Source organism: Geodermatophilus sp. CPCC 205761, assembly GCF_051383655.1.
In the GTDB taxonomy this organism is placed as follows: Bacteria; Actinomycetota; Actinomycetes; order Mycobacteriales; family Geodermatophilaceae; genus Geodermatophilus.
The window spans coordinates 26,768-48,676 of the sequence record NZ_JALPKQ010000014.1; the positions used below are offsets into that span (position 1 = coordinate 26,768).

Sequence of the window (21,909 nt, forward strand, 5' to 3'; positions counted from 1 at the left end):
CCACGAGCTGTGGCGCCATCTGCAGGGCAGCGTGGTGTTGGCCGGGCAGCTCGGTCACACGGTCGCGTTCGGCAGAGCCGCTGCGATACCGGATGTGGCCTGTCGGTGGTGTGCCGGGCTCCTCTCGCCGTCGAGGAGCAGCACCGGGGCGGCGATCCAGCGCAGCGGCGCCAGGTCGGCCGGTAGCCGGGTGATCTCCCTGACCTCCCGGGGCCAGGTGTGGACCAGCGCGACCCGGTCGGCCCATCCGGGGCCGCCCCGCATCGCCGCCACGGCCGCCGCAGGCATCCCGACGAGTTCCCGCAGACCGAACTCCAGCGCGCGTTCCGGTCGGCCGGCAGCGATGAACTCGTCCATCTCGTCGGCGCCCTCGGCGGTCGGGTGCCAGCCGGCGTGCGGCCAGGGCGGTTCGTAGAGGACCAGGCCGGTCAGCCGGGCACCACGGGTCGCCGCGCCGAGGACGCAGACCGCCCCGGAGGAGTGACCGGCGACGAGGACCGGTTCGTCGAAGGAGCCGGCCACGGCCGTGACGTCCTCGTACTCACGCTCCAGGCTGTAGGGGGCGGTGTCACCGGAGTCGCCCTTGCCGCGTCGGTCCATCAGCCAGCAGGAATGGGTCCCGTCGAGCCGTGCGCAACGGCGGCCCACACCCGCCGGCCGTTCGGTCCGCCCGGGACCATCACCACCACCGCCGGTCCCCTGGTGACCCGCTCCACGACGAGGGAGGTGCCATCGACCGATGTGACGCGACGGAACTCGTCCGCCGGGCTCTCGTGGCCGTGCACGGTGCTCATCCGCGGTCCCGTCGTCGGCGGCTGAGCTGGTCCGAGTGGCCAGGCCGGCCGGGCAGCGCGTGTTCCCTCGACCGGGTCCTGCCGGATCGAACGGGCGACCGGACGGCGGCGTGGAGGTCATGCTCCCCGCTCGGACCCGTCCCGTCACCCCCGACCGCCGTCCTGCCTCGACGGTGCCGTCGCTGAGGTCCCGGGCGCCGCCGGCGCTCGGGCGAGGCTCAGGCCGCCGTCACTCGACGGTGACCGACTTCGCCAGGTTGCGCGGCTGGTCGACGTCGTAGCCGCGGGTGTCGGCGATCTCGCAGGCCAGCACCTGCAGCGGCACGGTGGTGACCACCGGGGCCATCAGCGTCGGCGTCCGCGGCACCCGGATCACGTGGTCGGCGTACGGGACGACGTCCTCGTCGCCCTCCTCGGCGATCACGATGGTGCGCGCCCCGCGGGCCCGGACCTCCTGGATGTTGGAGACCACCTTGCCGTGCACCGACTCCCGGCTGCGCGGCGACGGGACGACGACGACGACCGGTGTCCCCTCGTCGATCAGCGCGATCGGCCCGTGCTTGAGCTCGCCCGCGGCGAAGCCCTCGGCGTGGATGTAGGCCAGCTCCTTGAGCTTGAGCGCGCCCTCGAGCGCCACCGGGTAGGCGACGTGCCGGCCCAGGAACAGGATCGTGTTGGCGCCGGCCAGCGAGCGGCCGAGCTCGCGCACCGGCTCCATCTGCAGCAGCACCTCGGCCACGGCGTCCGGCAGCCGGCGCAGGTCCTCGACGATGGCGGCGATCTCGTCGGCGTACTTCACGCCGCGCACCTGGGCGAGGATGAGCCCGACGAGGTAGCAGGCCACGATCTGGGCCAGGAAGCTCTTGGTCGAGGCGACCGCGACCTCCGGCCCGGCGTGGGTGTACAGGACGGCGTCGGACTCGCGCGGGATGGTCGAGCCGTTGACGTTGCAGATGGCCAGCACGCGGGCCTTCTGGTCCTTGGCGTGCCGCAGCGCCATCAGGGTGTCCATGGTCTCGCCGGACTGGCTGATGACGACGACGAGCGTGGAGCGGTCCAGCACCGGGTCGCGGTAGCGGAACTCGCTGGCCACCTCGACCTCGACCGGGATCCGGGTCCAGTGCTCGATGGCGTACTTCGCGATCAGGCCGGCGTGGTACGAGGTGCCGCACGAGACGACGAAGATCTTGTCGATGTCGCGCAGGTCCTGGTCGGACAGCCGGACCTCGTCGAGCATCAGCGCGCCGTCGTCGCCGATCCGGCCGAGCAGGGTGTCGGCGACCGCCTGCGGCTGCTCGGCGATCTCCTTGAGCATGAACCAGTCGTGGCCGCCCTTCTCGGCGGCCGCGGCGTCCCAGTCGACGGTGTAGGCCACCGGCTCGACGACGCTGCCGGCGAAGTCGGTGACCGTCAGCCCGCGGGCCCGGTCGATCTCGACGACCTGGTCCTGGCCGAGCTCGCGCGCCTCGCGGGTGTGCGCGATGAAGGCGGCGACGTCGGAGCCGAGGAAGTACTCGCCGTCACCGACGCCGACCACCAGCGGGCTGTTGCGGCGGGAGGCGACGAGGGTGTCCGGCTCGTCGGCGTGCGAGGCGACGAGGGTGAAGGCACCCTCCAGGCGGCGGCTGACGGCGCGCATCGCCTCGGCCAGCCGGCCCGGCCCGTCCGGGGTCTGCGCGTAGGCACGCGCGAGCAGGTGCGCGGCGACCTCGGTGTCGGTCTCGGAGCTGAACTCGACGCCGGCGGCCTCGCACTCCGCACGGAGGGCGGCGAAGTTCTCGATGATCCCGTTGTGGATGACCGCGACCTTGCCGTCCGCGGAGACGTGCGGGTGGGCGTTGCGGTCGGTGGGGCCGCCGTGCGTGGCCCACCGGGTGTGGCCGAGCCCGATCGTCGACGGGGGCAGCGCGTGCTCGGCGAGCAGCTTCTCCAGGTTGGCCAGCTTGCCGGCCTTCTTGGCCGTCGTCATCGTCCCGTCAGCCAGGACGGCGACCCCTGCCGAGTCGTACCCCCGGTACTCCAGCCGGCGCAGACCCTCGACGACGACGTCCAGGGCGTTCTGCGGGCCGACGTATCCCACGATTCCGCACATTTCGTCGAGGGTACCGGCGACCGCGGCCGGAGCCGTCCCTCGATCGAGCGAGAGCCTCGCCTCAGTCCGCCGCGGGAGCGGTCAGTTGCAGGAGGCGACGACCGCGGCCAGCCGCTCGGCGATGCTGTCGGCCTGTTCCTGGGTGGGGGCCTCGACCATCACGCGCACCAGCTGCTCGGTGCCCGACGGGCGCAGCAGCACCCGGCCGTCGGCGCCGAGCTCGGCCTCGACGGCGTTCACCGCGTCGGCGACCGCGTCGCTCTCGGCGACCGCCAGCCGGTCCCGCACGGGCACGTTGACCAGGGTCTGCGGCAGGCGCTGCACCACCGAGGCGAGCTCGGCCAGCGACGACCCGGTGGCCGCCATGCGCGAGAGCAGGGCCAGCCCGGTCAGCAGGCCGTCACCGGTGGTGGCGTGGTCGAGGAAGACCAGGTGGCCGCTCTGCTCGCCGCCCAGGCTGAGCTCCTGCGCACGCAGCGCCTCGAGCACGTAGCGGTCGCCGACCGCCGTGGTGTGCACCGCGATCCCGGCGCCGCGCATGGCGTGGTGGAAGCCGAGGTTGCTCATCACCGTGGCGACGACGGTCTCGCCGGCCAGCGCGCCGCGCTCGTGGAGGGCCAGCGCGCAGATCGCCAGGATCGCGTCGCCGTCGACGGTGTCCCCGGTCGCGGTGATCGCCAGGCACCGGTCGGCGTCCCCGTCGTGGGCGATGCCGAGGTCGGCGCCGACCTCCGCGACCGCCTTCATCAGCGGCCCGAGGTGGGTGGAGCCGATGCCGTCGTTGATGTTCCAGCCGTCGGGCTCGCCACCGATGACGTGCACCGTCGCGCCGGCCCGGCGGTAGACCTCGGGCGCGACGGTCGCGGCCGCGCCGTGCGCGCAGTCGACGACGAGGGTGAGGCCGGTGAGCGGCTGCGCCACCGTCGACAGCAGGTGCTGCGCGTAGCTCTCGGCGGCACCGGGGAGGTCGCGGACGCGGCCGATCCCGGCACCGGTCGGCCGGTGCCCCGCCGTGCCGTCGGCGACGGCCTGCTCGATCGCGATCTCGAGGGCGTCGGGCAGCTTGTGACCGCCGCGGCTGAAGAGCTTGATGCCGTTGTCGGGCATCGGGTTGTGACTGGCGGAGATCATCACGCCGAGGTCGGCGCCGGTGTCCGCGGTCAGGTGCGCGATCGCCGGGGTGGGCAGCACCCCGGCGCGCAGCACCTCCGCACCGGCACTGGCGAGGCCCGCCACGACGGCGGCCTCGAGCATCTCCCCACTGGCGCGGGGGTCGCGGCCGACGACCGCGACGGGACGCGAGGTCCCGTCGCGGTCGGCGAGCACGCCGGCGGCAGCACGTGCCACCGAGAGGGCCAACTCCGGCGTGAGGTCGGCGTTGGCCCGACCCCGGACGCCGTCGGTCCCGAAGAGGCGACCCACGGGCGTACCGGTCAGCGCTTCGAGTACTGAGGCGCCTTGCGGGCCTTCTTGAGCCCGTACTTCTTGCGCTCGGTGACGCGGGCGTCACGAGTGAGGAAGCCGGCCTTCTTCAGCGCCGGACGGTCGTCGGGCTCGACCTCGATGAGGGCACGGGCGATCGCCAGGCGCAGCGCGCCGGCCTGACCGCTGACGCCGCCACCGTGGAGGATGCCGACGACGTCGTACTGCTCACCCTTCTCCAGGATCACGAACGGCTCACGGATGAGCTGCTGGTGCACCTTGTTGGGGAAGTAGTCCTCGATGGTGCGGCCGTTGAGCCGGAACTGGCCGGTACCGGGCAGGAGACGCACCCGGACGATGGCCTCCTTGCGCCGGCCGACGGTCTGCACCGGACGCCCCTCGGCGTCGGTCACGGTCAGTGCGGTCGTCACTGGGCCACCTGCTTGATCTCGAAGGGCTGGGGCTGCTGCGCGGCGTGCGGGTGCTCGGGCCCGGCGTACACCTTGAGCTTCTTGAGCATCTGCCGGCCCAGGGTGTTGTGCGGCAGCATCCCCTTGATCGCCCGCTCCACGACGCGGTCGGGGTGCGTGCGCAGCTGGTCGCCGACGTTGATCGTCTTGAGGCCGCCCGGGTAACCCGAGTGGCGGTACGCGACCTTGTCGTCGCGCTTGGACCCGGTCAGCGCCACCTTGCCGGCGTTGACGATCACGACGAAGTCACCGACGTCGACGTGCGGGGCGTACTGGGGCTTGTGCTTGCCGCGGAGCAGGATCGCGGTCTGGCTGGCGAGTCGACCGAGCACCACATCAGTGGCGTCGATGACGTGCCAGGCCCGGCTGACCTCGCCGGGCTTGGGGGTGTACGTGCGCACGGCGCTCGTGTCCTCCGTCGTTGTCGGATCGGCTGGTGGGATCGCCTCACCGAACACGGGAGACGGTGCAACGCGCGCGGGCACCAGCCGACTCCGCGCGCCAACCGGTCACGATACCAGTCGCCGTCCGGGCCCAGCCGCGAGGAGACGTGCCGGAACGGCCCTCCTTCAGGGGCCCGCCCCTGAGCGGAGCGAGGGGCGGTGGGCAGGAGGGCCCCTTCTCAGACCTCCAGCGCGACCGGGTTCAGCCGCCCGGTGGCCACGTCGTAGACGCTCCCGCAGATCTCCCGCGAGACGAGGTAGGGGCAGTCGCGCAGCAGTCGCATCGACTCCCGGACGTCGTCCTCGACGTCGACGAACGCCCGCGCCGCCCACGGCGGACGCCGTCCCGTGGCCCGCTCGACCAGGTCGGCGAAGGCGGTGTCGTCGGTGGCCTGCAGCCCGCAGTTCGTGTGGTGCACCAGGACGATCTCGCGGGTGCCCAGCAGGTGCTGGGAGATGGTCAGGGAGCGGATGGTGTCCTCGGTGACCACCCCGCCGGCGTTGCGGATCACGTGCGCGTCGCCGACCGCCAGCCCCAGCAGGGGGAACAGTGGCATCCGGGAGTCCATGCAGGCGACGACCGCCACCTGCCGGGCCGGGCGCACCGGCAGCTCGCCGGGGAAGCTCCTCGCCCACTCCTCGTTCGCGGTCAGCATCTTCTCGAACTCCGCCACGCCCGTCCCCTCCCGACGACTTCCGGCCGACCCTATCGGCGGGGAGTGCGCCGGCGCCCGGGTGGGCCCGGGCTCACACCGGGACGGCGGTGATCCGCGCCGGCGGGAGCCCCGGAGGCCGGTCAGTAGGCGCGGGCCCGGCGGACGACCCGGCGCACCGCCTCCGGGCTGAGGTCCGGGCGGCCGCCGGCGTGCGCCACGGTGAGGCAGGCGGCCGCCGACGCCGCCCAGGCCGCGTCCTCCGGTGCTCCGCCGCCGAGCAGCGTGGCGGCCAGCGTGGCGACATAGGCGTCCCCGGCGCCGGTCGGATCGGCCGGCGGCCCGCCGAGCAGCGGCACGAGCACCTCTCCGTCGGCCCACTCCGGGTCCACCTCGAGCTCCTCGGCCGCGACCCCGAGCCGGGGGCCGGCCCGCCAGGAGACCAGGTCGCCGGCCTCCCCCGCACCGATCGCGACCACCCGGGGCCCGGCGGTCAGCAGCTCGGCGGCCGCCTCCGCCAGCTCCTCCGGCCCGGTCGGCTCCCGGCCGGTCAGCGGGGCGGCCTCGGCCGTGTCGGCCCGGACGACGTCGGCGCGGGCCAGGACCGCCGCGCGGGTCGCCGCGTCGGCCGGGGCGCCGTCGGCGACCACCACCGCGCCGGCCGGCACCCGGTCCAGGGCCGCCCGGACCGCGGCGGCGGGCTGCTGCAGCTGCAGGATCACCAGCTGCGCCGCCGCGAGCTGGTCCGCGGCCGCCGCGACGTCCTCCGGGGTGAGCCGCACGGCGTCGGGCACGTCTTCGAGCAGCCGCCGCGCCCCGCCGTCGGCGACGACGTCGACCAGCAGCGCCGTCGTGGCCCCCCGGCGCCGCCGCACCGCCGAGACGTCGATCCCGTCGGCGGCCGCCTGCGCCAGGGCCTCCGCGCCCGGCCCGTCGGTGCCGACGACGCCGACGAGCGCCACCGGCACGCCCAGCTGGGCCAGCGTCACCGCCTGGTTCGCACCCTTGCCGCCCAGCACCTCCCGACGCTCGGTGACCACCGCCGAGCCGCCGGCCTCCGGCAGCGCGCCGACCCGGAGCACGAGGTCCCGGCCGACCTGTCCGAGGACCACCACGTCGGCCATGCGCGGCTCCCTCCCGGTCGACTGCCGTCGGTGATCGGTCAGGATGTGCCCCGTGCGCACGGTCGAGGAACACCAGGCGGTCGTGGCCGCGCTCCTGTCCCCGCTCGCGGAGGAGGAGGTGCCACTGGCGGCCGCCCACAACCGGGTCCTGGCCCGCGACGTGCCGGCCCGCGTGGCCCTGCCCGGCTTCGACAACTCCGCGATGGACGGCTACGCCGCACGCTGGGCCGAGGTGTCCACCACCCCGGTGCGGCTGCCGGTGTCCGACGACGTCCCCGCCGGGCGCACCGACGTCGTCCCGCTGGCGCCCGGCACGGTGCAGCGGATCATGACCGGCGCGCCGCTGCCCGAGGGCGCCGACGTCGTGGTGCCGGTCGAGTCCACCGACGGCGGCACCGACGTCGTGGAGATCCGCGAGGTGCCCGCGGCCGGCACCCACGTGCGCTCCGCGGGCGAGGACATCGCCGCGGGCACGGTCGCGCTCACGGCCGGCACCCCGCTGGGCGCCGCGCAGCTGGGCCTGGCCGCGGCCGTCGGCGTGCGCGCGCTGCCGGTGCGCCGCCGGCCCCGCGTGCTGGTGCTCTCCACCGGCAGCGAGCTGGTCGAGCCCGGCGCCCCGCTGCTCCCCGGTCAGATCTACGAGTCGAACTCCGCGCTGCTGGTGGCCGCGGTGGAGGACGCCGGCGGAACGGCGCGGCGGCTGCACTTCGTCCCGGACGACGTCGACCAGTTCCTCGCCACGGTCCGCGCCGAGCTGGCCACGGCCGACCTGCTGGTGACCAGCGGCGGGGTGAGCGCCGGCGCGTACGAGGTCGTCAAGGACGCCTTCCGCGCCCTCGGCACGGTCGAGTTCGTCAAGGTGGCCATGCAGCCGGGCGGGCCGCAGGGCGCGGGCACGGTGGACGGGATCCCGGTGGTCACGCTGCCCGGCAACCCGGTGAGCGCGTTCGTCTCCTTCGAGGTGTTCGTGCGCCCGGCGCTGCGCCGCGCGCTCGGCCACGCCGCCCCCGGCCGGCTGCGCGCCCCGGCCACGCTCACCGCCCCGCTGCGCTCCCCCGCCGGCAAGCGGCAGTTCCTCCGCGGCCGCTACGACGGCGGGCAGGTGTCCCAGGTGGGCGGGCCGGGCTCGCACCTGGTGGCGCACCTGGCCCGCGCCAACTGCCTGGTCGTCGTCCCCGAGGACGTGACCGAACTGCCCGCCGGCGCCCCGGTGGACGTCGTGCTGATCGAAGGAGCCCTCCAGTGACGGAACCGCGCCTGACCCACGTCGACGAGGCCGGCGCCGCCCGGATGGTCGACGTCTCCGCCAAACCGGTCACCGCCCGGGAGGCGACGGCCGCCGGGCGGGTGCTGGTCAGCTCCGAGGTGGTCGCGCTGCTCCGCGGCGAGGGCGTGCCGAAGGGCGACGCCGTCGCCGTCGCGCGGATCGCCGGCATCGCGGGTGCCAAGCGCACCCCCGACCTCGTGCCGCTGTGCCACCCCATCGCCCTGCACGGCGTCACCGTCGACCTGACCGTCGCCGACGACGCCGTCGAGATCACCGCGACCGCGCGCACGGCCGACCGCACCGGCGTGGAGATGGAGGCGCTCACGTCGGTCGCCGTCGCCGGGCTCACCGTGATCGACATGGTCAAGGCGGTGGACCCGCGGGCCTCGATCACCGACGTCCGCCTGCTGGCCAAGTCCGGCGGCAAGAGCGGGGAGTGGCGGCGGTGAGCGACCTCCCGCCGGGCGCCCGCGCCGTCGTCGTCACCGCGTCCAACCGCGCGGCCGCCGGCGTCTACCCCGACCGCAGCGGTCAGGCCCTGGCCGAGGGGCTCCGGGCGCTCGGCTTCGCCGTGGACGGCCCGCACGTCCGCGAGGACGACGTGGCGCTGCTCGAGGAGGTGCTGCGCGAGGCCGTGGCCTCCGGCGCCGACGTCGTCCTCACCACCGGCGGCACCGGGCTCTCCCCCACCGACGTCACCCCGGAGGCGACCCGCGCCGTGATCGAGCGGGAGGCACCGGGCGTCGCCGAGGCGGTCCGCCGGTACGGCGAGCCGGAGGTGCCGACGTCGGTGCTGTCCCGCGGGCTGGCCGGGACGGCCGGCCGCACGCTGATCGTCAACCTGCCCGGCTCCACCGGCGGCGTGCGCGACGGCCTGGCCGTGCTCGGCCCGCTGCTGCCGCACGTGGTCAGCCAGCTCCGCGGCGGCGACCACACCTGAGCGGAGTCGTCCGGTGAAGGATTCCGTCACCGGCGACTCCGCTCAGACCCCGGTGAGGCGCTCGGTGCGGGTGTAGACGTTGCAGCCGTCGCCGCGGAGGAAGCCGACGAGGGTGATCCCGACGTCGGCGGCCAGCTCCACGGCCAGGGACGACGGCGCCGAAACCGCGGCGAGCACCGGGATGCCCGCCATCGCCGCCTTCTGCGTCAGCTCGAAGCTGGCCCGGCCGCTGACCATGAGCACGTGCCCGGGCAGCGGCAGCCGCCCGACACGCAGCGCGTCCCCGACCACCTTGTCGACGGCGTTGTGCCGGCCGACGTCCTCGCGCAGCGCGACCAGCTCCCCGTCGGCGGTGAACAGGCCGGCCGCGTGCAGGCCACCGGTCCGGTCGAACACCTCCTGCGCCGCCCGCAGCCGGTCCGGCAGCGCCAGCAGCGTCTCCAGGCTCACCCGCGTGCCGTCGGCGGCGATGTCGTGCCGCGTGCGGGTGCGGATGGCGTCGATGCTCGCCTTGCCGCACACCCCGCACGAGCTCGACGTGTAGAAGTTCCGGTCCAGCGCCGTGTCCGGCGGCTCCACGCCGGGCGCGAGGTCGACGTCGACGACGTTGTAGGTGTTGCGGCCCTCGGCGTCGACGGAGTCGCAGTACCGCAGCCCCAGGACGTCGTCGGATCCGGCGATCACGCCCTCGGTGGCCAGGAACCCGTGCACCAGGTCGAAGTCGTGGCCGGGGGTGCGCATGGTCACCGCGAGCGGGGTGCCGGACAGCCGGATCTCCAGCGGCTCCTCGGCCGCCACGGTGTCCGGGCGGGTCGTCCGCGCCGACCCGCGGATCCGCAGCACCGGTGTCCGGCTGGTCACTCGTCCCACGAACGGCGACGGTACCCACGTCCGGACCTCTACGGTCTCGGTGTGCCCGAGCTGCCGCCCTACGCCGCCGTCGTCCTCGCCGGCGGGCGCGCGGCCCGCATGGGCGGGCAGGCCAAGCCCCAGCTGGACGTCGGCGGCCGGAGCATCCTCGCCGCCGTCCTGTCCGCCGTCCGCGACGCCGAGCCGCGGATCGTCGTCGGACCGCCCCAGCCGGTGCCGCCGGACGTCACCGTCGTCCGCGAGGAGCCGCCGCGCGGCGGCCCGGTGGCGGCCATGCGGGCCGGCCTGGACCTGGTGCCGACCGAGGTCGTCGCCGTGCTCGCCGGCGACCTGCCGTTCCTCACCGCCGGGCTGGTCCGGGAACTGCGCGAGCGGCTGACCGGGGACGGCGTGCTGGTCGTGGACGACACCGACCAGGACCAGCTGCTGCTCGGCGTGTGGCGCACGGCGGCACTGCGCGACGCGGTGGCCGGGGTCCGCGGGCCGACGTCGGTGCGCAAGGTGCTCGCGCCGCTGGCGGTGCGCCGGCTGCGCCCGGTGCTCCAGCCCGGCCAGCCGCCGCCCTGGACCGACTGCGACACCCCGGCCGACCTCGCCCGGGCGCGGGCCGCGGCCGCCGAGGCCGACCGGGTGCGCCGGCGCCGCCGCGGGTAGGCCCGGGACCATGCGCGTCGTCATCGCCGGAGCCCACGGGCAGATCGCCCGCCGCCTCGGCCGCCTGCTGTCGGCCCGGGGCGACGCCGTCGTGGGCATCGTCCGCAACCCCGACCACGGGTCCGACCTGCGGGAGGACGGCGTGGAGCCGGCCGTCCTCGACCTCGAACGGGCTCCGGTGGACGACGTCGCGCGCGTCGTCGAGGGCGCTGACGCGGTCGTGTTCGCCGCCGGCGCCGGGCCGGGGAGCGGCGCGGCCCGCAAGCACACCGTCGACCGGGGCGCCGCCGTCCTGCTCGCGGACGCCGCCGAGCGCGCCGGGGTCCGGCGCTACCTGCTCGTCTCCTCGATGGGCGTCGAGCAGGCCCGGCAGGGGACGCCGCGCGGGATGGACCCCGTCTTCGCCGCCTACCTGCAGGCCAAGCTCGCCGCCGAGGACGCCGTCCTGCCCCGGCCGGCGCTGGACACGGTGATCGTCCGGCCGGGGCGGCTGACCGACGAGCCGGGCACCGGCCGGGTGACCCTCCGCCACGGCATCGAGGACGGCGAGGTGCCCCGGGACGACGTGGCCGCGGTGCTGGTCGCCCTCCTCGACGCGGGCACCGCCGACGTGGTGGCCGAGCTGGTCAGCGGTCCGACGCCGATCGCCGAGGCGGTCGCCGCCCTCCCGTGACAGCGGACCCCTGCCCCCCGCGCAGGCTCGCGGCGGGACCCCGGCAGGGGACGGTCTCACACCCGGCGGGCCCGCGTGACCTGCGCGCGGCCGGCCAGTTCGGCGTCCGGCGGGTAGTCGACGCCCACGAGGGTCAGGCCCCCCGCCGGAGCGACCGGCACCTCGTCGGCCCGCCGGGTGCGCGCCAGCAACCCGGCCGGCCACTCGGGCGGACGCCGCCCCTCTCCCACGGCCAGCAGGGCGCCGACCAGGCTGCGCACCATCGAGTGGCAGAAGGCGTCGGCCGACGCCCGGACCTCGATCAGCTCCCCGTCGCGGGACACCGCCAGGGCCAGCAGGGTGCGGATGGTGGTCGCCCCCTCCCGGCGCCGGCAGAAGGCGGCGAAGTCGTGCTCGCCCAGGAGCAGCCCGGCGGCCCGCTGCATCGCCTCGACGTCCAGCCGGCGCGGCCAGCCGACGGTGTCCAGCCGGCGCAGCGGCGCGGGGCCGGAGTCGGCGTCGCTCAGCCGGTAGACGTAGTGACGACGGAGCGCACCGAAACGCGCGTCGAAGTCGGCCGGCGCCTCGTCCACGGCGGGAACCGCGACGTCCGGCGCCAGCACCCCGCGCAGCCGGCGGACCAGCTTCGCCCGGTGCTGCTCCCACACGTCCCGCGGTACGTCGGCGTGGGCCACCTGCCCGGTGGCGTGCACGCCCGCATCGGTGCGCCCGGCGACGGTCAGCTCGACGGGGCAGCGCAGCACCGTGCGCAGCGCCTCCTCGAGATCGCCCTGCACGGTCCGCAGCGTCGGCTGGCGGGCCCAGCCGTGCAGCGCGGTGCCGTCGTAGGAGATCGCCAGCCGGAGACGGACGAGCCCGCCACCGGGTGCGGTGGCGGGCTCGTCGATGTCGTGCACGGTGCTGGGCTCCGCGCCCGGCGAGGGAGTGGTCAGCGACCGCTCACTTGGGGTCGGGCGCTGCCTCGCCACCGGGGGCCTGGGTGCCGGCGGTGGCGGCGTCGCCCAGCTCGGCGGCCTCGACCTCGGCAGCGGCGGCCGCGGCGACCTCGGGCGAGAGGGCCGGGTCATCGACGACCGCGGCGTTCTCGGCCTTCGGCTCGGGAGTGACGTCGCCGTCGTCCTGCCGCTCGTCGTCGGGGGTGAAGACGTCGGTGACGATCTGCTGCGCCTCGGCGTCCCCGGTCTCCCCGGTGCCGGCCCCGGCGGAGGACGACTCGAGCGCGTCGGCGGTGACCTCACCGGAGGCCGCGGCCGCACCGGCGCCGCTGGCGAACCGGGTGCCCCGGGCGCGCTCGCCCTCGCCGACGGCCTCCTGGGCCACGGTCAGGCCCTCGACCAGCTCGATGACGGCCATGGGGGCGTTGTCACCCTTGCGCGGACCGACCTTGGTGATGCGGGTGTAGCCACCCGGACGGTTCACGAACCGCGGGCCGATCTCGGCGAACAGCGTGTGGACGACGCTCTTGTCCCGGATGGTCGTCATCACCTGACGCCGGGCGTGCAGGTCACCGCGCTTGGCGAACGTGACCAGCTTCTCGGCCAGCGGGCGCAGCCGCTTGGCCTTCGCCTCGGTGGTGGTGATCCGCCCGTGCTCGAACAGCGACGTGGCCAGGTTGGCCAGCATCAGCCGCTCGTGCGAGGGGGACCCGCCGAGACGGGGGCCCTTGGTGGGGGTGGGCATGTCGGTCCTTCCTCAGGCGGCCGGGCTGGGAGGGCCGGGCCACGTCGTCCATGGATCTGTCATCCGTGGTGCTGTGCGTCGCTTCAGTGTGGCTGTCCGGACGACGGCGCCGGACGGCGGGTCGCCCCGCCGCCCGGCCCGGACGACCGTGCAGCTCAGAGCTGCTCGGTCTCCTGGTAGGACCCGTCGCTGTACTCGATGTCCCCGTACTCGGCGGTGCCGTGGTACGCGTCGGTCTCGTAGCCCTCGTCGTAGCTCTCCACCGAGGTGGGGATGAACCCGGGCGGGCTGTCCTTGAGCGCCAGGCCCATGGCCGCCAGCTTCATCTTGACCTCGTCGATGGACTTGGCCCCGAAGTTGCGGATGTCGAGCAGGTCGGCCTCCGAGCGGGTGACGAGCTCACCGACGGTGTGCACGCCCTCGCGCTTGAGGCAGTTGTAGGACCGGACGGTGAGGTCCATGTCCTCGATCGGCATCGAGAAGTTCGCGATGTCGGCGGCCTCGGCCGGGCTCGGGCCGACCTCGATGCCCTCGGCGTCGATGTTCAGCTCGCGCAGCAGGCCGAACAGCTCGACCAGCGTGGAGCCGGCGCTCGCGATCGCGTCCCGGGGGGCGATCGACGGCTTGGTCTCGACGTCGACGACCAGCCGGTCGAAGTCCGTGCGCTGCTCGACGCGGGTCGCCTCGACGGCGTAGGTCACCTTGAGGACCGGCGAGTAGATGGAGTCGACGGGGATCCGGCCGATCTCCTGGCCCGGCTGCTTGTTCTGCGGCGCGGGCACGTAGCCGCGGCCACGCTCGACGACCAGCTCGATCTCCAGCCGGCCCTTGCCGTTGAGCGTCGCGATGTGCAGCTCGGGGTTGTGCACCTCGACACCGGCCGGGGGGGCGATGTCGGCGGCGGTGACCTCGCCGGGGCCCTGCTTGCGCAGGTACATCGTCACCGGCTCGTCGGAGTCGGAGCTGACGACCAGGCCCTTGAGGTTGAGGATGATCTCGGTGACGTCCTCCTTGACCCCGGGCACGGTGGTGAACTCGTGCAGGGTCCCCTCGATCCGGATGCTGGTGACAGCAGCGCCGGGGATCGAGGACAGGAGCGTGCGGCGCAGCGAGTTGCCGAGGGTGTAGCCGAAGCCGGGCTCGAGCGGCTCGATGACGAACCGCGAGCGCTGCTCCGAGATGGTCTCCTCGGTCAGCGTGGGGCGCTGTGCGATGAGCATGGTGGTTCTCCTTCGTGTCCTCCGGCGACCGCCATATGACGCCGTGAGGGGGTGGTGCCGGCTCCGCGGGCATCGGTCCGCCCGCCGGGGCCGTCTCCTGAGGGGCCGGGATGCATCCCGGCCCCTCAGGAAGCTCTCACTTCGAGTAGAGCTCGACGATCAGCTGCTCCTGGACCGGGGTGTCGATCACCTGGCGGGCCGGGATGCTGTGGACCAGCACGCGCAGCTGGCTGGTGATGACCTCGAGCCACGGGGGCACGGGGCGCTCGCCGGCGCGGGCCTGGGCCACCTCGAAGGGCATCATCCGGCGCGACTTCTCCGCGACCTCGACGATGTCGTTCGCGGTCACGCGGTACGACGGGATGTCGACCTTGCGGCCGTTCACCCGGATGTGACCGTGGCGCACCAGCTGGCGGGCCATGTCGCGGGACTCGGCGAAGCCGGCCCGGTAGACCACGTTGTCCAGGCGCGACTCGAGGATCTGCAGCAGGACCTCACCGGTCTTGCCCGACTTCTTGTTGGCCTCTTCGTAGTAGCCGCGGAACTGCTTCTCCAGCACGCCGTAGATGCGGCGGGCCTTCTGCTTCTCGCGGAGCTGCAGCAGGTACTCGCTGTCCTTGGTGCGGCCACGGCCGTGCTCGCCCGGCGGGTAGGGCCGGATCTCGATCGGGCACTTGGGGGACTCGCACTTGCTGCCCTTGAGGAACAGCTTCATCTTCTCGCGCCGGCACAGGCGGCAGTCGGCTCCGGTGTAACGGGCCACGTCAGGTACTCCTCGTTCGTCTCGTCAGTGGCCGGTCAGACCCGGCGGCGCTTCTTGGGGCGGCAGCCGTTGTGCGGCTGCGGGGTGACGTCCTGGATCTGGCCGACCTCGAGGCCGGTGGCCTGGAGGGACCGGATGGCGGTCTCCCGGCCGGAGCCGGGGCCCTTCACGAAGACGTCCACCTTGCGCATGCCGTGCTCCTGCGCCTTGCGCGCGGCGTTCTCGGCAGCCATCTGCGCGGCGAACGGAGTGGACTTGCGCGAGCCCTTGAAGCCGACGTGGCCGGCCGAGGCCCAGCTGATCACGTTCCCGTTGGGGTCGGTGATCGAGACGATCGTGTTGTTGAAGGTGCTCTTGATGTGCGCGGCGCCGTGGGCGACGTTCTTCTTCTCCTTGCGGCGGACCTTCTTGGCACCAGCCGCGGCGCGAGCCCTGGGAGGCATGTCTCTCCGGTTTCTCTCTGATCAGTGGCCAGGTGAAGCACGTCGCGCGCCGTCGCCCCCGCCCTCACGGGTCGCTGCGACGGCGCGCTCTACGGCTTACTTCTTGCCGGCCTTCTTCTTGCCGGCGATGGTCTTGCGCGGGCCCTTGCTCGAGCGCGCGTTGGTGCGGGTGCGCTGACCGTGGACGGGCAGTCCGCGACGGTGACGCAGCCCCTGGTAGCAGCCGATCTCCACCTTGCGGCGGATGTCGGCGGCCACCTCGCGGCGCAGGTCACCCTCGACGCGGAAGTGCTCGTCGATGTAGTCACGCAGCTTCAGCAGGTCCTCGTCCGAGAGGTCCTTGGCGCGCAGGTCGGGGCTTACGCCCGTCGCGGCCAGGGTCTCCTTCGCGTGGGACTTGCCGATGCCGTAGATGTAGGTGAGCGCGATCTCCATCCGCTTCTCGCGGGGCAGGTCGACGCCGGCCAGTCGTGCCATGTCCAGGTACTCCCTCAGCCCTGCCGCTGCTTGTGGCGGGCGTTGTCGCAGATGACCATGACCCGGCCGTGCCGGCGGATCACCTTGCACTTGTCGCAGATCTTCTTCACCGACGGCTGGACCTTCACCGGTGCCGCCCCTCATTCCTCAGATCGTGCGCCGAGCGCGCCGCCCGGATGGGCCGGGCGCACAACGGCGGGTTACTTGTACCGGTAGACGATGCGACCGCGGGTCAGGTCGTAGGGCGAGAGCTCCACGACCACGCGGTCCTCGGGCAGGATGCGGATGTAGTGCTGCCGCATCTTGCCGCTGATGTGGGCGAGCACCCGGTGCCCGTTCTGCAGCTCGACCCGGAACATCGCGTTGGGCAGCGGCTCGACGACGCGACCCTCGACCTCGATGGCCCCGTCCTTCTTCGCCATGCCCTACACGGCCTCCCTGACTCGGTGGTGCTGGTGTCCTCGCGTGCCCATGCCGATACCCCGGCGGGCGTGCTCGGTTGTCTACAGAACAGGTGGTGCAGGCGCTCTCGCGAGGGCGTCCCGCGTCATGCGGCCACAGCACGACGACAGGACGGCGTGAACGCCATCGGCCACTCTACCCCGCCGCAGCGGGACGCTCCAACCCGGCCTCGGTCACAGAAGAGGAGGGAGTCCTGCTACTGACGGGGCGTGACCCCGAACGGGGCCAGCCCCGCGACGCCACCGTCCTCGGCCGTGAGGACCCAGGGACCCTCCGGCGTGATGGCGACGGTGTGCTCGAAGTGGGCCGCGCGCGACCCGTCCTTGGTCACCACGGTCCAGCCGTCCTCGAGTTCGGCGGTGGCCGGATCGCCAATGGTGACCATCGGCTCGATGGCCAGCGCGAGGCCGGGCACCAGCTTGGGGCCGCGCCCGGGGCGGCCGTAGTTCAGCACGTGCGGGTCCTGGTGCATCTCGGTGCCGATGCCGTGCCCGCCGTAGTGGTCGACGATGCCGTAGGGGTGCGCCTCGGCGGTGATCGTCTCCTCGACGGCGTGGCTGATGTCGGTCAGCCGCCCGCCGGCGATCGCCCGGGCCAGCCCCGCCCACATCGACCGCTCGGTGACGGCGAGCAGCGCGGAGTCCTCGGCCGAGGCCTGCCCCACCGTCACGGTGATCGCGGAGTCGCTGTGCCAGCCGTCGAGGATGGCCCCGCAGTCGATGGAGATGTTGTCCCCCTCGACCAGGCGACGCTCGGCGTTCGGGATCCCGTGCACGATCTCGTCGTTGATGGAGGCGCAGATCGTGCCGGTGAACCCGTGGTACCCGAGGAAGTTGGGCACCGCGCCGCGGGACCGGATGTGGTCCTCGGCGACGGCGTCGAGCTCCTTGGTGGTCACGCCGGGCCGCACGGCGGCGCGCACGGCGGCGAGCGCTCCCGCGGTCACCAGCCCGGAGGCACGCATGAGCTCGATCTCGCGCGGGGTCTTGATCTGGATCATCCGTCCACTCCACTTCGCCAGCAGCGGGAGGCGTCCGAGGATCCCGGCGGCCGTCATGTGCGCCGGCGCCCCTCAGTCCGCGCTCGGCCCGTCGGACGGCGCGCCCGCGCCCGCTCCGAGCGCGGTCATCGCCCGCTGGGTGACCTCGTCCACCGCGCCGATGGCGTCGATGCGGGCCAGCAGCCCCTCGTTCTCGTAGAACCCCGACAGCGGCGCCGTCTGTTCCCGGTACACCTGCAGCCGGTGCCGCACGGTCTCCGGCTTGTCGTCCTCGCGCTGCACCCACTCGCCGTCGACGAGCATCCGCCGCCCGGAGAGCCGGCGCACCAGCTCGTCCTCGTCGACGACGAGCTCGAGCACGCAGTCCAGCGAGTGCCCCAGCTCCTGCAGCGACGCCCGGAGCTGCTCGGCCTGCGCGATGGTGCGGGGGAAGCCGTCGAGCAGGAACCCGCCCTTGGCGTCGGTCTCGGCCAGGCGGTCGCGCACCATGGCGACGGTGATCTCGTCGGGCACCAGGTCGCCGGCGTCCATGTACTGCTTGGCCTTGAGGCCGAGCTCGGTCTGGCCGCTGACGTTCGCCCGGAAGATGTCGCCGGTGGAGATCGCCGGCACCCCGAGCTGCGCGGCGATGAACTGGGCCTGGGTGCCCTTGCCCGCCCCGGGGGGGCCGAGCAGCACGACGCGCACTACTTCAGGAACCCTTCGTAGTTGCGCTGGTTGAGTTGCGTCTCGATCTGCTTCACCGTCTCCAACCCCACTCCCACCATGATCAGCACCGCGGTCCCGCCGAACGGGAAGTTCTGGTTCTGCCCCTGTTGCGTGAGCGAGAGGAACAGGTTGGGCAACACTGCCACCAGTCCCAGGTAGATCGAACCGGGGAGGGTGATCCGGGACAGCACGTACTGCAGGTACTCCGCCGTCGGCCGGCCGGGGCGGATGCCGGGGATGAAGCCGCCGTAGCGCTTCATGTCCTCGGCGCGCTCCTCCGGGTTGAACGTGATCGACACGTAGAAGTACGTGAAGAACACGATCAGGCCGAAGTAGACGGCGATGTGGACGGGGCTGCTCTGGTCGATGACGTAGTTCTCGAAGAACCGCCGCACCGGGCCGGTCTCGTCGCCCTGCAGCTGGGTGATCAGCTGCGGCAGGTAGAGCAGCGACGAGGCGAAGATGACCGGGATGACGCCGGCCTGGTTCACCTTGAGCGGCAGGTAGGTCGACGTCCCGCCGTACATGCGGCGGCCGACCATGCGCTTGGCGTACTGCACGGGGATGCGGCGCTGGGCCTGCTCCACGTAGACGACCGACGTGATGATGACGACGGCCAGCAGGCACACCAGGGTGAAGACGAAGCCGCCGCGGGTCTGCAGGATGGCGCCGCCCTCGGACGGGATGCGGGCGGCGATCGAGGTGAAGATCAGCACGGACATGCCGTTGCCGATCCCCTTCTCGGTCAGCAGCTCGCCCAGCCACATGACCATCGCGGTGCCGGCCGTCATGGTGACGACGAGCACGACCGTGGACCAGATCGCGTCCTCGGGGATGAGGTCGGCGCTGCAGTTCGGGAACAGCTGGCCGCTGCGGGCCAGCGCGATGACACCGGTGCTCTGCAGGATCGCCAGCGCGATCGTCAGGTAACGGGTGTACTGCGTCAGCTTGGCCTGGCCGGACTGGCCTTCCCGCTTGAGCTGCTCGAAGCGCGGGATCACCACCACCAGCAGCTGCACGATGATGCTCGCGGTGATGTACGGCATGATCCCCAGCGCGAACACCGACAGCTGGAGCAGTGCACCGCCGGAGAACAGGTTCACCAGCGAGTAGAGGTCCCGCTGGTCCGAGGCCTGCGCGGCCTCCAGACAGCTGTTGATCGCCTCCGTGGAGACGCCCGGCCCGGGGATCTGCGCACCCAGCCGGTACACGGCGATGATCGCCAGGGAGAACAGCAGCTTGCGCCGGAGGTCTGGCGTCCGGAACGCCGCGGCGAACGCCTGCAGCACGTGCCCTCCCCTGCTTCGGTCGGATGAGGTTAGCAACGGCGGGGGCCCGGTCGGCCGAGCACCCGGTGGACGGGGTGCCGCGCGCCGTCGGCGTCCCCCGGTCGCCCGGTCACCTCGCGGGGCCGGGCAGCAGACGACCCCCGGGGCCGGACGTCTCGCGGAGGAGACGCGCCCCGGGGGTCATCGGCGTCAGATGCGGGTGGTGCTGCCCCCGGCCGCGGAGATCTTCTCGGCCGCGGAGGTCGAGAACGCGTGCGCGTGCACGTGCACCTCGACACCGCCCAGGTCGCCGGTGCCCAGCACCTTCACCGGCTGGCCACGGCGCACGGCGCCGGCCTCGGCGAGGGAGTCGGGGTTGACCGAGCCGCCCTGGGGGAACAGCGCCGCGATCCGGTCGAGGTTGACGACCTGGAAGACGACCTTGTTCCGGTTCTTGAAGCCCGAGAGCTTGGGCAGCCGCATGTGCAGCGGCGTCTGCCCGCCCTCGAACCGCGCCGAGGTGTTGCCCCGCGCGCCGGTGCCCTTGGTGCCGCGACCGGCCGTCTTGCCCTTGGAGCCCTCACCGCGACCCACGCGGGTCTTGGGGGTGTGGGCGCCCGGAGCCGGACGCAGGTGGTGGACCTTGAGAGTCATGAGATGTCCCTACTCAGCCGTGGTTCAGCTGATCTCTTCGACGGTGACCAGATGCGGCACCGTCGCGACCATCCCGCGGATCTCGGGACGGTCCTCCTGCACGACCGAGTCGTTGATCCGCTTGAGGCCGAGCGACCGCAGCGTCTGACGCTGGTTCGGCTTGGTCCCGATGGCGGACTTGACCTGGGTGACCTTGATCTGCGCCATGTCAGACCCCCTGGCCCGCGCGAGCCCGCAGCATGGCCGCGGGAGCGACGTCCTCGAGGGGCAGACCGCGGCGGGCCGCGATCTCCTCGGGGCGGACGAGGTCCTTCAGCGCCTGCATGGTCGCGTGCACGATGTTGATCGGGTTCGACGACCCGAGGCTCTTGGAGAGCACGTCGTGGATGCCCGCGCACTCCAGGACGGCGCGCACCGGGCCACCGGCGATGACACCGGTACCGGGGCTGGCCGGCTTGAGCAGCACGACGCCGGCCGCAGCCTCACCCTGCACGGGGTGCGGGATGGTGCTGGCGATCCGCGGCACCTTGTAGAAGTGCTTCTTGGCCTCCTCGACACCCTTGGCGATGGCCGCGGGCACCTCCTTGGCCTTGCCGTAGCCGACGCCCACGGTGCCGTCGCCGTCGCCCACGATCACCAGGGCGGTGAAGCTGAAGCGCCGACCACCCTTGACGACCTTGGACACGCGGTTGATGGCCACCACGCGCTCGATGAAGTTGCTCTTCTCGGCAGGTGCGCCGCCGGGCCCCCGCCCGCCGTCACGACGGTCCCGGCGGTCGTTACCGCCGCCGGCGCCGCCGCCGCGTCGCTGTGGTCCTGGCATCAGACGTCCCTCTCGATCCGCAGCGTGTCGTTGCCGCACTGGGTCATGCTCATCAGAAGTCCAGCCCGCCCTCGCGGGCACCGTCGGCCAGGGCGGCGATCCGCCCGGCGTACCGGTTGCCGCCACGGTCGAAGACGACCGCGGAGATGCCGGCCGCCTTCGCGCGCTCGGCGATCAGTCCACCGACCTGGCGGGCGAGGGCCGACTTGTCGCCGTCCGTCCCGCGCAGGCCCATCGTCGAGGCACTGGCCAGCGTGCGGCCCACCGTGTCGTCGACCAGCTGCACGTGGATGTGACGCGAGCTGCGCTTGACCACCAGGCGCGGACGCTCCGGCGTGCCGGCCACGCGCTTGCGCAGCCGGTTGTGCCGGCGCAGGCGGGAGACCCGCCGTGCGGTGCTGACGTCGGTACCGACGGGCTTGTGCACCCGAGCGGCACTCTTCTCGGTCTGTGCCATCACTTACCCGTCTTCCCGACCTTGCGCTTGATGACCTCGCCCTGGTAGCGCACGCCCTTGCCCTTGTACGGGTCGGGGCGGCGCAGCTTGCGGATGTTGGCCGCGATCTGGCCCACCTGCTGCTTGTCGATGCCGGTGACCCGCAGGCGGGTCGGCGACTCGACGGTGAAGCTGATCCCCTCGGGGGCCTTGACCGGCACCGGGTGGCTGTAGCCCAGGGCGAACTCGAGGTCCGAGCCCTTGGCGGCGACGCGGTAGCCGACGCCGACGATCTCGAGGGTCTTGGTGTACCCCTCGGTGACGCCGGTGATCATGTTGGCGATCAGGGTGCGCGACAGCCCGTGCAGGGCCCGGCTCTCCCGCTCGTCGTTGGGGCGCTGCACGCTGAGCGTGCCGTCCTCGCCGCGCTCGACGGTGATCGGCGCCGCGACGGTGTGGGTCAGCGACCCCTTGGGGCCCTTCACGCTGACGGTCTGACCGTCGATGGCGACGTCCACGCCCCCGGGCACGGCGATCGGGAGTCGTCCGATCCGTGACATCTTCTCGCTCCCC

General features: G+C 73.2%; 29 protein-coding genes. 5 read left to right on the forward strand and 24 right to left on the reverse strand.

The window, feature by feature from the left end; genetic code table 11:
* Positions 1 to 54: 54 nt before the first annotated feature.
* From MY526_RS10730 to MY526_RS10760, 7 genes are all read right to left on the reverse strand, one after another.
* On the reverse strand, positions 55 to 915 hold the full coding sequence (locus MY526_RS10730) for an alpha/beta fold hydrolase (RefSeq protein ID WP_436703871.1): 861 nt from the start codon (positions 913 to 915) through the stop codon (positions 55 to 57).
* A gap of 108 nt (positions 916 to 1,023) precedes the next feature.
* Positions 1,024 to 2,886: a glutamine--fructose-6-phosphate transaminase (isomerizing) gene (gene glmS / locus MY526_RS10735; RefSeq protein ID WP_436703872.1), complete on the reverse strand. Its 1,863-nt coding sequence runs from the start codon at positions 2,884 to 2,886 to the stop codon at positions 1,024 to 1,026.
* An 81-nt stretch (positions 2,887 to 2,967) separates the two neighbouring features.
* Entirely contained in the window at positions 2,968 to 4,308 is a 1,341-nt protein-coding gene (gene glmM, locus MY526_RS10740) for a phosphoglucosamine mutase (RefSeq protein WP_436703873.1), read from the reverse strand.
* An 11-nt stretch (positions 4,309 to 4,319) separates the two neighbouring features.
* Complete coding sequence (rpsI, locus tag MY526_RS10745) at positions 4,320 to 4,739, reverse strand: 30S ribosomal protein S9 (RefSeq protein WP_436692615.1); 420 nt, start codon at positions 4,737 to 4,739, stop codon at positions 4,320 to 4,322.
* Complete coding sequence (rplM, locus tag MY526_RS10750; protein WP_436692614.1) at positions 4,736 to 5,179, reverse strand: 50S ribosomal protein L13; 444 nt, start codon at positions 5,177 to 5,179, stop codon at positions 4,736 to 4,738. The genes rpsI and rplM overlap by 4 nt, the downstream gene beginning before the upstream one ends.
* 221 nt (positions 5,180 to 5,400) lie before the next feature.
* Positions 5,401 to 5,895 carry a beta-class carbonic anhydrase gene (locus tag MY526_RS10755; protein WP_436692613.1) on the reverse strand — a complete coding sequence of 165 codons (495 nt, stop codon included), beginning with the start codon at positions 5,893 to 5,895 and terminating at the stop codon, positions 5,401 to 5,403.
* A 122-nt stretch (positions 5,896 to 6,017) separates the two neighbouring features.
* Positions 6,018 to 6,998: a PfkB family carbohydrate kinase gene (locus MY526_RS10760; RefSeq protein WP_436703874.1), complete on the reverse strand. Its 981-nt coding sequence runs from the start codon at positions 6,996 to 6,998 to the stop codon at positions 6,018 to 6,020.
* Between the two features lie 43 nt (positions 6,999 to 7,041).
* On the opposite strand from MY526_RS10760, the gene moeA reads away from it, so the two are divergent.
* The 3 genes from moeA to MY526_RS10775 are packed head-to-tail and all read left to right on the forward strand — an operon-like array spanning position 7,042 to position 9,205.
* Positions 7,042 to 8,244, forward strand: a complete 1,203-nt coding sequence (moeA, locus tag MY526_RS10765) for a molybdopterin molybdotransferase MoeA (RefSeq protein ID WP_436703875.1) — start codon at positions 7,042 to 7,044, stop codon at positions 8,242 to 8,244.
* Positions 8,241 to 8,714, forward strand: coding sequence for a cyclic pyranopterin monophosphate synthase MoaC (moaC, locus tag MY526_RS10770; RefSeq protein ID WP_436692610.1), 474 nt, complete (start codon positions 8,241 to 8,243; stop codon positions 8,712 to 8,714). Before moeA ends, moaC begins: the two co-directional genes overlap by 4 nt.
* Positions 8,711 to 9,205: a MogA/MoaB family molybdenum cofactor biosynthesis protein gene (locus tag MY526_RS10775; protein WP_436703876.1), complete on the forward strand. Its 495-nt coding sequence runs from the start codon at positions 8,711 to 8,713 to the stop codon at positions 9,203 to 9,205. Before moaC ends, MY526_RS10775 begins: the two co-directional genes overlap by 4 nt.
* Before the next feature lie 42 nt (positions 9,206 to 9,247).
* Here the strand turns inward: MY526_RS10775 and fdhD are convergent, their stop codons facing one another.
* A complete protein-coding gene (fdhD, locus tag MY526_RS10780) occupies positions 9,248 to 10,075 on the reverse strand; it encodes a formate dehydrogenase accessory sulfurtransferase FdhD (RefSeq protein WP_436692608.1) in 828 nt (275 codons plus the stop codon).
* A gap of 42 nt (positions 10,076 to 10,117) precedes the next feature.
* Between fdhD and mobA the strand changes: the two genes are divergently transcribed.
* Together mobA and MY526_RS10790 are read left to right on the forward strand one after the other, a co-directional pair.
* Entirely contained in the window at positions 10,118 to 10,729 is a 612-nt protein-coding gene (mobA, locus tag MY526_RS10785) for a molybdenum cofactor guanylyltransferase (RefSeq protein ID WP_436692607.1), read from the forward strand.
* A 10-nt stretch (positions 10,730 to 10,739) separates the two neighbouring features.
* Positions 10,740 to 11,402 carry an NAD(P)-binding oxidoreductase gene (locus MY526_RS10790; RefSeq protein ID WP_436692606.1) on the forward strand — a complete coding sequence of 221 codons (663 nt, stop codon included), beginning with the start codon at positions 10,740 to 10,742 and terminating at the stop codon, positions 11,400 to 11,402.
* A gap of 56 nt (positions 11,403 to 11,458) precedes the next feature.
* Here the strand turns inward: MY526_RS10790 and truA are convergent, their stop codons facing one another.
* The 16 genes from truA to rplF all read right to left on the reverse strand — a co-directional run bounded on the left by truA (position 11,459) and on the right by rplF (position 21,896).
* On the reverse strand, positions 11,459 to 12,298 hold the full coding sequence (truA, locus tag MY526_RS10795) for a tRNA pseudouridine(38-40) synthase TruA (protein ID WP_436692605.1): 840 nt from the start codon (positions 12,296 to 12,298) through the stop codon (positions 11,459 to 11,461).
* A 43-nt stretch (positions 12,299 to 12,341) separates the two neighbouring features.
* Entirely contained in the window at positions 12,342 to 13,082 is a 741-nt protein-coding gene (gene rplQ, locus MY526_RS10800; protein WP_436703877.1) for a 50S ribosomal protein L17, read from the reverse strand.
* Positions 13,083 to 13,237: 155 nt separating this feature from the next.
* Entirely contained in the window at positions 13,238 to 14,302 is a 1,065-nt protein-coding gene (locus tag MY526_RS10805; protein ID WP_436692603.1) for a DNA-directed RNA polymerase subunit alpha, read from the reverse strand.
* Between the two features lie 136 nt (positions 14,303 to 14,438).
* Entirely contained in the window at positions 14,439 to 15,065 is a 627-nt protein-coding gene (gene rpsD / locus MY526_RS10810; protein WP_436692602.1) for a 30S ribosomal protein S4, read from the reverse strand.
* Positions 15,066 to 15,100: 35 nt separating this feature from the next.
* Positions 15,101 to 15,508 (reverse strand): 30S ribosomal protein S11, encoded by a 408-nt coding sequence (gene rpsK / locus MY526_RS10815; protein ID WP_014377968.1) that lies wholly within the window; start codon positions 15,506 to 15,508, stop codon positions 15,101 to 15,103.
* A gap of 96 nt (positions 15,509 to 15,604) precedes the next feature.
* Positions 15,605 to 15,985, reverse strand: coding sequence for a 30S ribosomal protein S13 (gene rpsM, locus MY526_RS10820; RefSeq protein ID WP_436692601.1), 381 nt, complete (start codon positions 15,983 to 15,985; stop codon positions 15,605 to 15,607).
* Between the two features lie 14 nt (positions 15,986 to 15,999).
* On the reverse strand, positions 16,000 to 16,113 hold the full coding sequence (gene rpmJ / locus MY526_RS10825) for a 50S ribosomal protein L36 (RefSeq protein ID WP_012950458.1): 114 nt from the start codon (positions 16,111 to 16,113) through the stop codon (positions 16,000 to 16,002).
* Between the two features lie 72 nt (positions 16,114 to 16,185).
* Positions 16,186 to 16,407 (reverse strand): translation initiation factor IF-1, encoded by a 222-nt coding sequence (gene infA, locus MY526_RS10830; RefSeq protein ID WP_012950459.1) that lies wholly within the window; start codon positions 16,405 to 16,407, stop codon positions 16,186 to 16,188.
* A gap of 236 nt (positions 16,408 to 16,643) precedes the next feature.
* A complete protein-coding gene (map, locus tag MY526_RS10835; RefSeq protein WP_436692600.1) occupies positions 16,644 to 17,447 on the reverse strand; it encodes a type I methionyl aminopeptidase in 804 nt (267 codons plus the stop codon).
* A gap of 72 nt (positions 17,448 to 17,519) precedes the next feature.
* Positions 17,520 to 18,125, reverse strand: coding sequence for an adenylate kinase (locus MY526_RS10840; RefSeq protein ID WP_436692599.1), 606 nt, complete (start codon positions 18,123 to 18,125; stop codon positions 17,520 to 17,522).
* Between the two features lie 8 nt (positions 18,126 to 18,133).
* Positions 18,134 to 19,444, reverse strand: a complete 1,311-nt coding sequence (secY, locus tag MY526_RS10845; protein ID WP_436692598.1) for a preprotein translocase subunit SecY — start codon at positions 19,442 to 19,444, stop codon at positions 18,134 to 18,136.
* A gap of 189 nt (positions 19,445 to 19,633) precedes the next feature.
* Positions 19,634 to 20,077, reverse strand: a complete 444-nt coding sequence (gene rplO, locus MY526_RS10850) for a 50S ribosomal protein L15 (protein WP_436692597.1) — start codon at positions 20,075 to 20,077, stop codon at positions 19,634 to 19,636.
* A gap of 24 nt (positions 20,078 to 20,101) precedes the next feature.
* Positions 20,102 to 20,284, reverse strand: coding sequence for a 50S ribosomal protein L30 (gene rpmD, locus MY526_RS10855; protein WP_436692596.1), 183 nt, complete (start codon positions 20,282 to 20,284; stop codon positions 20,102 to 20,104).
* Position 20,285: 1 nt separating this feature from the next.
* A complete protein-coding gene (gene rpsE, locus MY526_RS10860; RefSeq protein WP_072919083.1) occupies positions 20,286 to 20,900 on the reverse strand; it encodes a 30S ribosomal protein S5 in 615 nt (204 codons plus the stop codon).
* Positions 20,901 to 20,952: 52 nt separating this feature from the next.
* Positions 20,953 to 21,357: a 50S ribosomal protein L18 gene (gene rplR, locus MY526_RS10865; RefSeq protein ID WP_436703878.1), complete on the reverse strand. Its 405-nt coding sequence runs from the start codon at positions 21,355 to 21,357 to the stop codon at positions 20,953 to 20,955.
* Positions 21,357 to 21,896, reverse strand: a complete 540-nt coding sequence (gene rplF, locus MY526_RS10870) for a 50S ribosomal protein L6 (RefSeq protein WP_436692594.1) — start codon at positions 21,894 to 21,896, stop codon at positions 21,357 to 21,359. The genes rplR and rplF overlap by 1 nt, the downstream gene beginning before the upstream one ends.
* Positions 21,897 to 21,909 lie beyond the last annotated feature (13 nt).

Coding starts and splice junctions, on each gene's coding strand:
- MY526_RS10730 (WP_436703871.1), bottom strand. CDS start 915: ATGACCTCCACGCCGCCGTCCGGTCGCCCGTTCGATCCGGCAGGACCC.
- glmS (WP_436703872.1), bottom strand. CDS start 2,886: ATGTGCGGAATCGTGGGATACGTCGGCCCGCAGAACGCCCTGGACGTC.
- MY526_RS10760 (WP_436703874.1), bottom strand. CDS start 6,998: ATGGCCGACGTGGTGGTCCTCGGACAGGTCGGCCGGGACCTCGTGCTC.
- moeA (WP_436703875.1), top strand. CDS start 7,042: ATGTGCCCCGTGCGCACGGTCGAGGAACACCAGGCGGTCGTGGCCGCG.
- MY526_RS10790 (WP_436692606.1), top strand. CDS start 10,740: ATGCGCGTCGTCATCGCCGGAGCCCACGGGCAGATCGCCCGCCGCCTC.
- rplQ (WP_436703877.1), bottom strand. CDS start 13,082: ATGCCCACCCCCACCAAGGGCCCCCGTCTCGGCGGGTCCCCCTCGCAC.
- MY526_RS10805 (WP_436692603.1), bottom strand. CDS start 14,302: ATGCTCATCGCACAGCGCCCCACGCTGACCGAGGAGACCATCTCGGAG.
- rpsK (WP_014377968.1), bottom strand. CDS start 15,508: ATGCCTCCCAGGGCTCGCGCCGCGGCTGGTGCCAAGAAGGTCCGCCGC.
- rpsM (WP_436692601.1), bottom strand. CDS start 15,985: ATGGCACGACTGGCCGGCGTCGACCTGCCCCGCGAGAAGCGGATGGAG.
- infA (WP_012950459.1), bottom strand. CDS start 16,407: ATGGCGAAGAAGGACGGGGCCATCGAGGTCGAGGGTCGCGTCGTCGAG.
- map (WP_436692600.1), bottom strand. CDS start 17,447: ATGATCCAGATCAAGACCCCGCGCGAGATCGAGCTCATGCGTGCCTCC.
- rplO (WP_436692597.1), bottom strand. CDS start 20,077: ATGACTCTCAAGGTCCACCACCTGCGTCCGGCTCCGGGCGCCCACACC.
- rpmD (WP_436692596.1), bottom strand. CDS start 20,284: ATGGCGCAGATCAAGGTCACCCAGGTCAAGTCCGCCATCGGGACCAAG.
- rpsE (WP_072919083.1), bottom strand. CDS start 20,900: ATGCCAGGACCACAGCGACGCGGCGGCGGCGCCGGCGGCGGTAACGAC.
- rplR (WP_436703878.1), bottom strand. CDS start 21,357: ATGGCACAGACCGAGAAGAGTGCCGCTCGGGTGCACAAGCCCGTCGGT.
- rplF (WP_436692594.1), bottom strand. CDS start 21,896: ATGTCACGGATCGGACGACTCCCGATCGCCGTGCCCGGGGGCGTGGAC.